This window comes from Sulfurospirillum cavolei (assembly GCF_001548055.1).
In the GTDB taxonomy this organism is placed as follows: domain Bacteria; phylum Campylobacterota; class Campylobacteria; order Campylobacterales; family Sulfurospirillaceae; genus Sulfurospirillum.
In genome coordinates, this window is sequence record NZ_AP014724.1 from 568,354 (window position 1) to 582,287 (window position 13,934).

The 13,934-nt window shown below is 47.1% G+C and carries 13 protein-coding genes; 9 read left to right on the top strand and 4 right to left on the bottom strand.

Features of this window, described 5'->3' with window-relative positions; genetic code table 11:
• Positions 1–15: 15 nt before the first annotated feature.
• On the bottom strand, positions 16–1,890 hold the full coding sequence (gene mnmG, locus UCH003_RS02985; RefSeq protein WP_060825370.1) for a tRNA uridine-5-carboxymethylaminomethyl(34) synthesis enzyme MnmG: 1,875 nt from the start codon (positions 1,888–1,890) through the stop codon (positions 16–18).
• A 159-nt stretch (positions 1,891–2,049) separates the two neighbouring features.
• Between mnmG and UCH003_RS02990 the strand changes: the two genes are divergently transcribed.
• The 3 genes from UCH003_RS02990 to UCH003_RS03000 are packed head-to-tail and all read left to right on the top strand — an operon-like array spanning position 2,050 to position 4,387.
• Positions 2,050–2,781, top strand: coding sequence for a 5-oxoprolinase subunit PxpA (locus UCH003_RS02990; protein ID WP_060825371.1), 732 nt, complete (start codon positions 2,050–2,052; stop codon positions 2,779–2,781).
• Positions 2,772–3,461 (top strand): 5-oxoprolinase subunit PxpB, encoded by a 690-nt coding sequence (gene pxpB / locus UCH003_RS02995; RefSeq protein WP_060825372.1) that lies wholly within the window; start codon positions 2,772–2,774, stop codon positions 3,459–3,461. Before UCH003_RS02990 ends, pxpB begins: the two co-directional genes overlap by 10 nt.
• The gene (locus tag UCH003_RS03000; protein ID WP_060825373.1) at positions 3,458–4,387 is read left to right on the top strand and encodes a biotin-dependent carboxyltransferase family protein; all 930 of its coding nucleotides are present in this window, start codon (positions 3,458–3,460) and stop codon (positions 4,385–4,387) included. Before pxpB ends, UCH003_RS03000 begins: the two co-directional genes overlap by 4 nt.
• On the opposite strand, the gene UCH003_RS03005 is transcribed toward UCH003_RS03000, so the two are convergent.
• Complete coding sequence (locus UCH003_RS03005) at positions 4,377–6,332, bottom strand: methyl-accepting chemotaxis protein (RefSeq protein ID WP_060825374.1); 1,956 nt, start codon at positions 6,330–6,332, stop codon at positions 4,377–4,379. The two genes, UCH003_RS03000 and UCH003_RS03005, sit on opposite strands and share 11 nt — an antisense overlap.
• 164 nt (positions 6,333–6,496) lie before the next feature.
• Between UCH003_RS03005 and UCH003_RS03010 the strand changes: the two genes are divergently transcribed.
• From UCH003_RS03010 to UCH003_RS03020, 3 genes are read left to right on the top strand one after another with little or no spacing between them, the layout of a single operon-like run.
• The gene (locus tag UCH003_RS03010; protein ID WP_041962276.1) at positions 6,497–7,105 is read left to right on the top strand and encodes a riboflavin synthase; all 609 of its coding nucleotides are present in this window, start codon (positions 6,497–6,499) and stop codon (positions 7,103–7,105) included.
• Positions 7,105–7,779 carry a peptidoglycan editing factor PgeF gene (gene pgeF / locus UCH003_RS03015; protein ID WP_060825375.1) on the top strand — a complete coding sequence of 225 codons (675 nt, stop codon included), beginning with the start codon at positions 7,105–7,107 and terminating at the stop codon, positions 7,777–7,779. Before UCH003_RS03010 ends, pgeF begins: the two co-directional genes overlap by 1 nt.
• Positions 7,776–8,027, top strand: coding sequence for a hypothetical protein (locus UCH003_RS03020; RefSeq protein WP_060825376.1), 252 nt, complete (start codon positions 7,776–7,778; stop codon positions 8,025–8,027). The genes pgeF and UCH003_RS03020 overlap by 4 nt, the downstream gene beginning before the upstream one ends.
• On the opposite strand, the gene tpx is transcribed toward UCH003_RS03020, so the two are convergent.
• A complete protein-coding gene (gene tpx / locus UCH003_RS03025) occupies positions 8,024–8,569 on the bottom strand; it encodes a thiol peroxidase (protein ID WP_060825377.1) in 546 nt (181 codons plus the stop codon). The genes UCH003_RS03020 and tpx overlap by 4 nt on opposite strands.
• 215 nt (positions 8,570–8,784) lie before the next feature.
• Between tpx and UCH003_RS03030 the strand changes: the two genes are divergently transcribed.
• Positions 8,785–9,681 carry a DMT family transporter gene (locus tag UCH003_RS03030; RefSeq protein WP_060825378.1) on the top strand — a complete coding sequence of 299 codons (897 nt, stop codon included), beginning with the start codon at positions 8,785–8,787 and terminating at the stop codon, positions 9,679–9,681.
• Here the strand turns inward: UCH003_RS03030 and UCH003_RS03035 are convergent.
• Positions 9,620–11,083, bottom strand: a complete 1,464-nt coding sequence (locus UCH003_RS03035) for an EAL domain-containing protein (protein WP_082709134.1) — start codon at positions 11,081–11,083, stop codon at positions 9,620–9,622. The two genes, UCH003_RS03030 and UCH003_RS03035, sit on opposite strands and share 62 nt — an antisense overlap.
• Before the next feature lie 178 nt (positions 11,084–11,261).
• Here UCH003_RS03035 and UCH003_RS03040 point away from each other — a divergent pair, with 178 nt between their 5' ends.
• Both UCH003_RS03040 and ccoS read left to right on the top strand, forming a co-directional pair.
• Positions 11,262–13,685, top strand: a complete 2,424-nt coding sequence (locus tag UCH003_RS03040) for a heavy metal translocating P-type ATPase (protein WP_060825379.1) — start codon at positions 11,262–11,264, stop codon at positions 13,683–13,685.
• On the top strand, positions 13,685–13,924 hold the full coding sequence (gene ccoS / locus UCH003_RS03045; RefSeq protein ID WP_039674273.1) for a cbb3-type cytochrome oxidase assembly protein CcoS: 240 nt from the start codon (positions 13,685–13,687) through the stop codon (positions 13,922–13,924). Before UCH003_RS03040 ends, ccoS begins: the two co-directional genes overlap by 1 nt.
• Positions 13,925–13,934: the final 10 nt, after the last annotated feature.

Sequence of the window (13,934 nt, forward strand, 5' to 3'; positions counted from 1 at the left end):
TACGTCAATTTTACGTCAAGATTTATTTTTTTTATTCAAAAGTTTTATAGATACATGTAAAATATCTAAAGCGGCCGGCGTAATACCGCTAATCTCGCTTGCCGCAAACAAAGTCGGCGGGTTGAAGCGTTTGAGCTTTTCGACCACTTCGTTGCTCAGACCCGAAATAGATGCAAAATCCATTTCGGCGGGAATGGCAACGTTAATCATCTCTTTCATGACGTCGATTTGCTCTTTTTGCTTTTCGATATAATTTTTGTATTTGGCTTCGACCAAAATCTGCTCTTTCGCCTCTTCGCTAAACGCCGCGATGCAAGGTGCGAGTTTTTCGAGCTTCTCGATACTAAAATCCGAACGCGCGACGATTTTTTGCAATGAGACCTTATCGGTAATTTTGTCTTCTCCGATAGAGGCTAAAAAGGCATTGTTCTCATTGGAAGGCGTGAGCGTCGTTTCTTCTAAATACGCCAAGCCTTCGCGTAATGCTTGATGCTTTTTAACGACGCGCGCATGCGTTTGCTCGTCGATCAAGCCGATTTTATAGCCGTAAGGCGTGAGCCTTAAATCCGCATTGTCTTCGCGTAAAAGCAGGCGATATTCCGCGCGGCTCGTGAACATACGATAAGGCTCTTTTGTACCTTTGGTAACCAAATCGTCGATCAAAACGCCGATATACGCTTCATCGCGGCGTAAAACCAGCGGTTCTTTTCCTTGAAGGTGCAACGAGGCGTTAATACCCGCCATCAATCCTTGTGCCGCCGCTTCTTCGTAGCCGGTCGTTCCGTTGATCTGTCCCGCGCAATAGAGTCCGGAAACTTTTTTGGTTTCCAACGTATGTTTGAGTTCCGTCGGATCGACGTAATCGTACTCGATAGCATATCCGAAGCGAACAATCTTTGCATTTTCCATTCCTTCTACCGAATGAATCATAGCAAGTTGCGTATCGGTCGGTAACGAGGTGCTAAAACCGTTAATGTAGTATTCGGTCGCTTCGCGCGTTTGCGGTTCGATAAAGAGATGATGGCGTTCTTTGTCGCGAAAGCGGTTGATCTTATCTTCGATACTGGGGCAATAACGAGGTCCAATGCCGTTGATTTGTCCCGTAAACAAAGGCGCTCTGTGAAAATTACTTTCGATGATCGTGTGCGTCTCTTCATTGGTATAGGCGATATAGCAAGGTAGCTGATGCGGATGAAAATCGGTGCGGTCGGTACGAAAACTAAAAGGAATCGGATGTTCGTCTCCGGGTTGGAGCTCCATTTTGGAAAAATCAATCGTTTTAGCGTCGATTCTGGCACACGTTCCGGTTTTTAGCCGTCCCATCGTAATGCCTAAGCCCTTAATAGAAGAAGAGAGTTTGAGGGAAGGAAATTCGCCAACGCGTCCGGATTCGTGTCGGTATTCGCCGATATGAATCAGCCCTCGTAAAAACGTTCCGGTCGTGACAATAACTTTTGAGGCATGGTAACGGTTGCCGAGTGAGGTGATGACGCCCTTGACGCAACCTTCTTCCGTCAGAATCTCTTCGGCGGTTTCTTGGGCGATACTTAAATTTTCGGTATTTAAAAGCGTCGTACGCATGTAGATACGGTAACGGTCCATATCGATTTGCGCGCGGCTTCCGCGAACGGCGGGGCCTTTGGAGAGGTTTAAGATGCGAAACTGAATGCCGCAAGCATCGGTGGCAAGTGCCATTTGACCGCCTAAAGCGTCGATTTCTTTGACCAAATGTCCTTTGGCGAGTCCTCCGATGGCGGGATTACAACTTGCCGCGCCGATTTGTTCGGCTAAAATAGAGATCAGAAGGGTTTTATTTCCAAGCCTAGCGGAGGCCAAGGATGCTTCAATACCCGCATGCCCGCCTCCGATTACAATCACGTCGTATTTCATAATCACAGTACCTAAAAGATAAATTTTTGAATCACTTTTTTTCTCAAAAGGAAAAATGCATGGGAAAAATTTTATTATACTATGATTTGGCTGTATCTTAAGCGTAGAAGCAACGGGAAAGTTGCTACAATACGTCTAGAAAAGTGAAAGGATCGAAAAATGAGTCTTAAACTAAATTGCGATGCCGGAGAGAGTTTCGGCTCTTGGAAAATGGGCTTGGACGCGTTAATAATGCCGTATGTGGATATGGCAAATTTCGCGTGTGGTTTTCATGCGGGCGATCCCGTGATTATGGATAAGTCGATTAAACTGGCATTAAAACACGGCGTGCGTATCGGAGCGCATCCGGCGTATCCGGATTTAGCGGGATTCGGTAGGCGTAGTATGGCGTGTTCGTTGGAAGAAGTCGAAGCGATGGTTATTTACCAAATCGGTGCTTTGTGGGGATTTGTTAAAGCCAACGGGGCAAAACTCGAATACGTCAAGCCGCACGGAGGACTCTATAACGATATGATGAAAGACGTGCGTATCTTTAAAGCCGTGCTCTCCGCTATCAAACGTATCGATATCGATTTGAAAGTCATGGTACTGTCGATGATGGATATGAAGGCGCATGAAGAAGCCGCCGCGCAAGAAGGTATCACGTTGTTATACGAAGTCTTCGCGGATCGAGCGTATGACGATGAGGGCTATTTGGTGCCGCGCCATCAAGCCGGTTCCGTGTTACACGACGTCGATGCGGTCGTGGCTCGGTTGAAACTGTTACAAAACGAGGGCGTTTTAGAAACGATTTCGGGTAAAAAGATTGCACTTCGTGCCGATACTTTATGCGTTCACGGCGATAATGCCGAAGCGGTAGCGATGGTCGAAACTTTGAGGAAATGCATGTGAACGTCGAGTATCGTATTGCTTCGGAGTCGAGCGTCATTCTTTATTTCGGTCATACGATCGATGCTGCTGTTTCCGACAAAGTGTATCAAGCATATGCGGCGTTGAAACGAAGCGCGCATCCGGCGTTTTTGGAAATAGCTCCTTCGTATGCTTCGTTGATGGTCGGTTTTAATTCGGTACGGTACGATTTTCAAACGACATGTCGACTGATTCAATCGTTTCTCGAAGATGCGCCGCACATCGATGCACGCGAGCAAAAGGTCGTGACGATTCCCGTTTACTACGCGCAAGAAGTCGGTTGGGATTTGGAGGCTCTTGCTTTGGAAAAACGGATGTCGATCGAAGCGATCGTTGCGTTGCATACGCAAACGACGTACCGAGTTTATGCCATCGGTTTTGCACCCGGATTTGCCTATTTGGGACAAACCGACGAACGCTTGGAAACGGCACGCCTTGCCAATCCTAGAAAAGCCGTTCCTAAAGGAAGCGTTGCGATTGCGGATCGCCAAAGTGCCGTGTATCCCGCGAAAAGTCCCGGAGGATGGAAAATTTTAGGACGTACGCCGATTGCGATGTTCGATGCATCGTATCCAGGACTTTCGTTTGTACATGTAGGAGACGCGGTACGTTTTGAAGCGATTAGCCAAGAGCGTTTTTTGGCATTGGGCGGTGAACTATGAGTCAAAAACATGTAGGTTTCACGGTACTCAAAGGCGGCGTGCAAAGCACGATTCAAGATAGCGGACGTATAGGATTTTGCGATATCGGGTTGACGCAAAGCGGGGCGATGGACGAAACGGCGTTCGGTTATGCCAATAAGCTTGCCGGAAACGCGTTTAACACGCCGGTCGTGGAGATTGCCTTGGGCGGGCTTGCTTTGGTTTCGACATGTAAGCAAACCGTTGCGATTACGGGAGCGGATATGCATCCGACGCTGAATAGCGAACCGATCGGCATGTGGCAAACGCACCGTCTCGAAAAAGACGACGTCATACGCTTCGGATTTGCCTCAAAAGGGCAGTTTGCGTACTTAAGCGTCGCGGGAGGTTTTAAAACGCCTTTTGCGTACGGAAGTTTTTCCACGAGCGTTAAAGAAGGGCTTGGGGGCATTGACGGAAGAAAACTGATCGAAGGGGATTTTTTGCCGACGCAAGGTACGTGCTTGCCATTAAAACGCCGTCTTCCGAGCGTTCTTATACCTTCGTACTCCGACGAGGCGGTTTTACGCGTCGTTAAAGGATACCAAGAGGCATTGTTCGATGCACGGGCGCACGAGACGTTTTTTACGACAACGTATCGTTACAAAGGCGAGGGCGATCGTATGGGGTATCGTTTGTGCGGAGAAAAAATCGTACCGAGCGTTACGGGCATTTTGTCGGAACCGATTTGTTACGGAGCGATTCAGATTCCCAGTCACGGCGAACCGATCGTTCTTTTAAAAGAGCGACAAACGATCGGCGGATACCCGAAAATCGGCTCGGTCATTGCGGTGGATTGTTTTAAACTCGCGCAATTAAACGTCGGGGGAAGCATACGGTTTCAAAGCGTTACGCCTGAGGAAGCAAGAGCCGAGGCCCTTGCCTTTCGTGCGCGTTTTACGTTCTAAAGTCGGTTAAAACGTGGTTGAGCTCTTCGGTAAGCGTGCTTAAGTGGCGCGTTGCGCTTTCCATCTCTTCCATGCTTTTGGCGTTACTGACGCTATACGCGTTCATCTCTTCGATCTTTTGGGCAATACCGTCGATACGTTCGGCGGTTTTGGCGTAATCGTGAAGCGTTTGTTCGTTGGAAGCGGTGGCGTCGTCCATGATACGGGCGGTTTGGCTGATGTTGTTTTCGACGTCGTGCGCGATTTGCGTCAATTTTTCCATACTTTGCGAATTGGTGTTCATATGATCGCTGGCGTCGTTAATCGCTTGAACGATCACGTTAATGGTCGCATTGATCTCCAAAAGGCTTTTTTGCGTACGTTCGGCGAGTTTTCTCACTTCATCGGCAACGACCGCAAAGCCTCGTCCGTGCTCGCCCGCGCGTGCGGCTTCGATGGCGGCGTTAAGCGCTAAAAGATTGGTTTGATCGGCAATGTCGGAGATGACCGTTAAGACGTTTTTCACTTGATCTGCATCGGAGCTGAGTTGTGCGATTTGTCTGGCCAGTTCGACTTCGGTTTGCGCCGAGTCTTCGACTTGTGCCGCCATTTTCAAAATTTCGTTTTTGGCATTGCCAAGCGTCGTATGCGCATTTTCGATCTCTTTTTTGGACTGCTCGGCTTTTTGGAGCGAATGTTGCAGCTCGTTTTTGATCGCTTGCGACATCGCGTTGGTTGTTTGGGCGATTTCGGAGGTGCTTTTGACACGTTTGCCGACTTCGATCGCGGTAGAGCTTAATTGGGTTGCAACCGAAGCGTTTTGAACGCTGGATTCTTTGGCGTGCGCAACGGTTTGGCGGACTTTTTCGATAAAACGGTTGAATTCCAAAGAGGTTTGTCCGATTTCGTCGCCGCTTTTAATATCGATTTTTTTCGTTAAATCGCCATCACCGCTTGCCAGACTGGCGGCTTTGTCTTTCAACTCCTCAAGCGGTCGGCTAACGGCTTTTCGAAGCACGAGAATCAGAGCGACGATTACCAAAATATCGATGAGTGCCATAATGACGATTTGGCGTAACATACCGCTTTGCGCTTCGTTGACCGTTTGATCGACGACGGATTTGGGTACCGCCATCAACACTTCGCCGCAACGATTGCCGTCAAAGCCTTTGAGCTCTTGGCGAACGACGAAATACGTCGGCGTCATAAAGCGGCTTCCTTGTGCGCTTAAATCGAGGTTTTTAATCTCTTCGAAAAGCTTCATATCGGTATTTTCTTTTTTTTGCGACAAGGCGGTATCGCGGGCTAAGAGCGCGTCTTTTGCCGAAGCGCTAAGATCGAGTTGTTTTTTATCGGTCAAAAAGATAACGCTAGCACCCAAATCTTTTTTAGCACCGGTGACGACCGATTCGAACGATTGGATAAACTCGACCGAACCTAAATACTCTTTGTCTTTGAGAACGGGTGCCAAACCTCGAAGCGACATGCCAGCAACGCCCATTTCGATGGCATAAAGCGGTTGCTTGCTCTCTTTAACTTTTTTAATCGTATGACGAAACGACGCAAGATCGTCGCCGAATTTTTCAGGCATCCATGCGCGTAAGAAACTTTTAATATCTTTGGTATGAATGTGAATTTGAACGTTTTTAAAGTCGGTAAACTCTTTATAGGTTTGAGAGAGCGTTTTAAGCCCTTCGAGCGCAAGCGCGCGATCGTTGCGAAGCAAGGCTTCGATGACGTAATAGTTCGACGCGACGGTAATCGCATTGGTTAAGGCAACGTCGTATTTGGCATCGAGTTGGTTTTCGACGTAGACGCGAAGCGTTGATTGCTCTTTGGTATAAACGTCTTTTTCGATCGTACGAACGCTCAAATACGTAGACGCTAAAATAATCACCATACCCACGATGATCGAAGAGATCAGCGGAAGATGGATTTTGTTGGAAATCGATAGAGCAGAATACATGCAAGACTCCTTAATGCCATATGGTTTAATTGTAGTCAAGTTTTCTTTAAAATTCTTTATACGTAAGAGGGAACTTTAACATTGCGAGCCTCATCGGCGATCCGCTAAAAAATGGTTATAATTCACGTATGAAAGAAGTCTATGACGAGGAAGAAGGTCGGAATATGTTTACGGGATTGATTCGCGAATGTGCCGAAGTGCTGAGTTATCATACCAATGTTTTACGTTTGAGGGCGCGCTACCGTCCGAAGATCGGCGATAGTATCGCTATCAACGGAGCATGTTTGACGGTTATCGCTTTATTTGAAGACGGTTTCAGCGTCGAACTTTCGTTGGAGAGCCGTCACGCTTTAGCGATGGAAAATTATGAGGGAAGCGTGCATATCGAACCGGCGATGCGCTTGGACGAACGGCTAGACGGTCATATGGTGCAAGGGCATATCGACGGTATCGGCGTTATCGAATCGCTCAGTTTGCAAGAAAACGGTTTGGATATTCAAATCGGGCTTCCCGAAGCTTTGATGAAGTTTGTCGTGCCCAAGGGGAGCATCGCCATCGACGGCGTGAGTCTGACGGTCAATGAAGTGTTTTTGCATGCGTTTCGTTTGACGATTATTCCGCATACGCTGGAAAATACCTTGATCCGCTCTTACCGCGTCGGGCGTCGCGTCAATATCGAAACCGACATGTTCGCACGTTACGTCTACCATCTGTTTCACCGCGAAAAAGCGTTGGATTGGAAAAGCGTGGATCGCATTATGGCATTGTACTAATGCGTTTTATGTTTACCGACCGCTTCGGCGGCGTAAGTCCTTTTCCCTTTGAGAGCCTTAACGTCGCGTATCATGTCGGCGACCGACCCGAGAACGTTGCGCTCAATCGTGAACGTTTACGCGAAAAAATCGGTGCGGAAAGCTTGGTATTTATGGAACAGGTTCATCAAAACAGCGTCGAGCGTATCGAAACGGGTTTGGAAATGCCCGTTTGCGACGCGATGATCACGAACCGAAAAGGGATCGGACTGTGCGTGATGGTTGCCGATTGTATTCCCGTGCTCTTATACGATGCGATAACCCAAAGCATCGGAGTCGCCCATGCGGGGCGTGAAGGAGTGCGTTTAGGCGTGGTGCAAGCGTGCGCCTTGGCGATGCAAAAGGCATACGGCACGAAACTTGAAGACTTACATGTAAGACTCGGACCTTCGATTCACGCGTGTTGTTACGAAGTCGGACCTGAGGTAACGTACGGCTTTGAACGCCATCTTTACGTACGGGGAGGACGCTACTTCTTGGATTTGCAACATGCTTTACAAGAGGCTTTGAGCACTTTGGGAATCGTAACATGTAAGATCGAAATATCGGCGGAGTGCAGTTGTTGCAATAGGGATTATTTTTCGTACCGTCGGGAAAAGCAAACGGGACGCTTTGCGGGAGTGATGTGTTTATGAATACGAAAGGTTTAAGTGCGTATCGGGCGTTACAACCGACAAATACGGAGCATGCTAGGCGTGCTCAAATGGAAGTGATTTTAAAAAAAGCGACGCTTTACAACGTCGCTTTTTTGCAAAACGAGACCTTACTGACAGCGTTTGCCGCGTTGCCTCAAATCGTGATTCCGATGCAAACGTTGGAGCAAACGGCGGAGCTTCTCTTGTGGCTTGATAGCGCACAAGAAAAAGCGTTACTCAGCCATTAATGTCCGCAACTGCAACCGCAACCGCTTTTTGCCGCCGCAACCGTTTTGAGGGCTTCTAACGCCGCTTCGTAATTAGGCTCTTCGGTGATTTCGGGGCAAAGTTCTTTGTAAACGATCACGCCGTGTTTATCGACGATGAAAATCGCGCGTGCACTCAAACCTTTAAGCGGACCATCGGCAATCAAAACGCCGTAAGCGTTTGCGGCGGTTTTGTCTCTAAAATCGCTACCGACTTGAAGGTTTGCGATACCCTCCGTGGTACAAAAGCGACCCATCGCAAACGGTAAGTCCATCGAAACGACGGTAACGGTTGCGTTGTCGATACCGGCGGCTTTGGTATTGAACATACGAGTCTCTTGCGCACATACGGGCGTGTCTAATGAAGGGACGATGACGATCACTTGCGTTTTATCGCTTGCTCCGCCGATCGTAATTTCGCTTAAATCTTTCGCGACGACGCTGATACAAGGTGCTTTATCGCCGACGTTTAATTCGGTTCCCGCTAAGTTTACAAGATTGCCTTTGAGTTTGGTAGTTGCCATAGAGTGTTCCTTTAAAAAAGATGTATTCGTGCTTCCATTATAACTAACTCGGATAAATAAACTCTTAATTAAAGAGGTTAACGCTAAAGAAATAAGCTACTTGTTATAATGCCGCTTTTGAAGAGTGTTTTTGCAAAACGCATACCGCAAAAAAGTGGGAAGTATCCGGAAAAAGTGCGAGTGGTTTTGCCAAAATGCCATCATAAAGGACGGTGATGCGAATCTATGCGTTGTTGGTTTTATGCGTGCTACTGTGGTCGGGAAATTTTGTTTTGGGACGCTTCGTCTCCGATGCGATCGAGCCGTTGGAGTTGGCGTTTTTCAGGTGGCTTGGCGTTTTGATCGTGGGTTTGCCGTTTTTATGCTTACATGTACGAAACATTGCACGTGCGCTTAAAGAGCATTTTTTCGTGTTGGCGCTTTTAGCGATGCTCGGGATTGCGGGTTTCAATACGCTTTTGTACGTCGGGTTACATTACACCGCTGCGATCAACGCATTGTTGATTAATTCGAGCATTCCGTTATTGATCGTTTTTTTCTCTTTCGTCTTTTTAGGCTTGCCCATCCGCGCGATTCAGGTTTTCGGCATCGTGCTCTCAACGGCGGGCGTCGCGTTTTTGGTCCTCAAAGGTGATTGGCGCGTTTTGGGTTCGCTTCAGTTCAATCAAGGCGATTTTTGGGTGATCGCTTCTTCTTTATGTTGGGCTGCTTACAGTGTTTTGGTTAAATTTCGTCCGAAGGCTTTGAGCAGTTTCGAGTTTTTTATGACGACGGTTCTTTTGGGCGTCATCATGTTGCTACCCTTTTATCTGGCGCAAGGCTATACGCTGGAGCGTGAATATTTCGTTCTCAAACACTACTATTGGGCCATCGCTTACGTGAGCCTTTTGACGTCGATCGTTTCGTATTACTTATGGCATTTGGGAATTGCGCGTATCGGAGCGGATAAAACCGGACAGTTTACCCATTTGATGCCGCTTTTCGGAAGTGCTTTGGCATATCTGTTTTTAGGCGAACGTTTGGAATGGTACCATCTAGGAGGTGCCGTTTTTATAGGATGTGGACTTTACCTGTGTTTGTTTGTTCGTCAAAAAAGCTGCTCGAAGATTTGAAAGCGGCGTCGGGTTTGCCGATGTAAAAGCCCTGCGCGTAGTTCACGCCGATCTCTTTCACGCATTCGAGCACTTCTTTGGAATGCACGTATTCGGCAATGGTTTTGATGCCGAGCTCTTTGGCAAAATTGACGACGGTTTTGGCGATAATCTTCATTTCGTCGTTGCGATGGATATTTTTAATCAAACTTCCGTCGATTTTGATAAAATCGGCATGCAACTCGCTTAAACGTTCAAAATTGGAATATCCCGCCCCAAAGTCGTCGATGGCGATTTTCGCGCCGTAGGATTTGACTTGCGAAATAAAATGCAACACGGCTTCGTAGTTGTCGATACTGTCGCTTTCCAAAATCTCAAAGATAACCCAAGGTCCGACGTTAAACTCTTCGAGTTTTTCCATGATAAACGTCGTCGTTACCAGATTGGTCATATCCAAATACGAGAGGTTGATCGAAAAGCTGCTCGATGAGATTTGGAAGGTCTCAAACGCTTTTTGGATCAACGACATAGAGAGTTTGGAGTAGATTTTCGAATGTTTGGCAACGTCTAAAAACTCGCTAGGAACGTAATACCCTTCGTTTTCTTTTTGAATACGCATCAAGGTTTCGTATTTTTCGATCTCATACGTACGAACGTTGAGGATCGGTTGGAAAAAAGGAACGACGCGGTCTTTGGCAAGGGCTTCTTTAAGGGTGTGGTTCATCATCATATTGTGATGGTACTCTGCTTCTTTATGGCTACTTTTGTCGTAAATCATATACGCTAGGCGTTTATTCTTTGCCTCTTTGCAGGCAATAGAGGCAAGTTTTAAGAGGTTTTTCTTACCTTGGTACGCGCCGATCGAAAGCGTCGTGTCGACTTCGACCTCTTCGCACATGATGCGATCTTTCGTAATTTTCGTCGAAAGTTTTTTCAGGTACTTTTGAAGGTTAAATTCGCTAAAAGGTACTTTGATCAAAATGGCGTAAATATCGGCTTCAAACTTGTAAAGCGAAGATTCTACGGGCGGGAGATTGCCTTGTAGCCATTCGCCGATGACTTTGAGAAATTGGTCGCCGAAGCGATGACCGTAAAAGTTATTGGTATTTTGAAACGAGTCGATGTTAATAATCATCAGCGTCGAATCGATGGACGGGTCGAGTTTTTTCTTTTCTTGAAGGAGTTTGAGTCGATTGGGAAGGCGCGTGTTGAGGTCGATATAGAGATTTTTGCGTAATTCGTCTTTGAGTTTATCGTTGGATTGTAAGACCCTGTAAACGCCCCAAAAGTTTAAAATACCCAGTAGCGCAAGAAGGGCGTAAGCGAGCGTATCGTAATCATAATGTACGGCAATGCCGATCGGGAGCATCAGGCTCGCAAGAAGCAATCCCGTCTTTAAAAAAAGTTTATATGAGCGTTTCAATCCAATCCCTAAATACCGATATGAGCCCGCGAGAATGCAAGGAAGGCACTTTAGCACAAAGGGTTTGAAAAAAAAATAAAGAAGAGCTCTTATCAACGCACGATTGAAACGCACTATCAGGTTCATCACACAAAAGTCACGCTATAATCTGAGCTCAAACTTTACGCGAAAGATTACTATGGCTAAACAACGTTGCGATCACTGCCGATTAGAGTACGACGCTTCGGCGTTATTTGAAGATAAGAGCTTTACTCCGTCCAAATACTTTTGTTGCAAAGGCTGCCAAGGCGTTTTTCATCTGCTTCAAGACGAAGGATTACAAACGTTTTACGGCAAGATCGGCGAAACGACGCTGGAGCCGCCTAAGGTGCTTCACGACGACGTTGCGAGGTTCGATTTGGACGGATTCGTTTCCAAGTACGTGAAAGAAAATAAAGAAGGCTTTAACGAAATTTCGCTCATTATCGAGGGGATTCATTGCAGTGCTTGCGTGTGGCTTAACGAAAAAGTGCTCTCCAAAAAAGAGGGCATCGTCGAAGCAAGCATTAATTATACGAATCATAAAGCCAAAATCGTTTGGGACGCAAGCGTTATTAAATTGTCCGAGATTATCGAGACGATTCGAAGTATCGGCTATAACGCGTATCCTTACGATCCTAAAAGCGGGGAAGAACGCAGTATCGCTCAGCGTAGAGAATATTATACGAAGCTCTTAGTCGGCATTTTTGCGACGATGAACGTGATGTGGATCGCCGTGGCGCAATACGCGGGGTATTTTAGCGGTATGGAAAAATACCATAAAAATATTTTGAATTTTGCGGAGTTCGTTTTAGCCAGTCCGACGCTTTTTTATACGGGGTCGGTCTATTTTAAAGGGGCATATTACGGCTTGAAACACCGACAGATCACAATGGATTTTTTGGTTGCTACGGGAGCTTCTTTAACCTATCTTTTCTCACTGTACGCGATGTTTTCCCAAAACGCCGAAGTCTATTTCGACTCGGTTACGATGATTATTACGTTTGTTTTTGCGGGGAAATATTTAGAAGTTTTGACTAAGAAAAAAGCCGTCGATACGATGGATGCGTTCGGTAGCGCAATGCCCACGGAAGTCGTATTGGTGAAAGGCGAAGAAAAAATTTTAACCGATGTCGAATCGATCGAAGCGGGCGAAATCCTTGAGGTCCGTGCCGGCGATAAAATCGTGATCGACGGCATCGTTTGCGAAGGAGAAGGGTCGTTTGATTTTTCGCGTATTAACGGCGAATCGATTCCCGTTTTACTCAAACAAGGCGATAAAATTTTGAGCGGCTCTATCTGTCTGGACAGCGTGATTCGTTACAAAGCGACGTCGACGTTTGCCTCTTCGATGCTCTCGAAAATCGTCTCCTTGCTAGAAGACGCGATGAGTAAAAAACCGCAGATCGAGAAGCTAGCAAACCGTATTTCGGGTTATTTTTCGCGTACGATTTTAACGTTGGCACTTCTGACGTTTTGTTTTTGGTTCTACCAAAGTGCTTCGTTTGAGACCGCGTTGATCGTTTCGATCTCGGTCATCGTCATTGCCTGCCCGTGCGCTTTGTCTTTGGCGACGCCGATTGCGACGTTGGTCGGCATCTCTTTGGCGGCACGAAGAGGCATTTTGTTTAAAGAGGCAGGATTTTTGGAAAGTATGGCACAATGCGATACGCTGGTGCTCGATAAAACGGGCACGATTACCAACGCAAAGCCCGAAGTGATCGAAACAATCTTTGAAGACGAATCGTTTGCGTCTTTAGCGTATGCCCTGACATGTAGCTCTTCGCATCCGATCAGTCAAGGTGTCGGAGCGTATTTAAAAGCGCGATTTCCCAAGATGCCCTCACACGCTTTAGAGCAGATCAAAGCGATCGAAGCCAAAGGCGTTAAAGCCCTTTGCGAGACTAAGCGTATCGCAGGCGGTAATGCCCGCTTGATGCACGAAGAGGGAATCGAGGTTCATATCCCTCAAACGTTGGAAAACCTGACGCATTACTTTTTTGCGGTCGACGGGCAGATCGTTGCGATGTTCGGGCTCAAAGATACGCTCAAAAGCGATGCGAAAGAGAGCCTTGAAAAGCTCCAAGCGTTAGGGCTTTCCTTGGTACTGTTAAGCGGCGATCATGCCCATGTCACCGAAAGTATCGCAAAGGAAGCGGGAATCGAAACGTACGCGTCCGCGCTCTTACCGCACGAAAAAGCCGAATACATCGAAGCGTTGCGCCAAAAAGGGCATAAGGTCGTCATGGTGGGAGACGGTATCAACGATACGTTAGCCCTTTCGAGTAGTGAGATCGCCATTGCGATGGGAAGCGGTGCGGACGTGGCGGTCGAAGTGAGCGACGTCGTTTTGACGCAAGGCGATATGCGCGGTTTGTACGAGGCGTTTGTGATTGCGCGTAAAACATTGCGGATCGTCAAAGAAAATTTGGCGTTTTCGTTGCTTTACAACGTTTTGACCGTGCCTTTGGCGATGAGCGGTTATATTATCCCTCTGTTTGCGGCATTGTCGATGTCTTTAAGTTCGCTGGTCGTGGTGGGAAATGCGATGCGTATTAAAACGGTATTGAAAAGGAAAGAGTAATGGACGGTTGGGTTATTGCGATGATGCTCGGTGCTTCGACGCTTTTGGGAGCATTCGGTTTGTGGGCGTTGATATGGGGCATTCGAAGCGGACAGTTCGACGATCAAACCAAATTTATCGACGGTGCGCAGTTTGACAGCCAAGAGGCATTGAACGATGCGGTGATGATGGAAAAAAAGCGCAAAGAACTTTTGGAAGAAAAACGTAAAAAAGAGACGGGATACGCCCCGCCGGATTAAAAAACGTTCA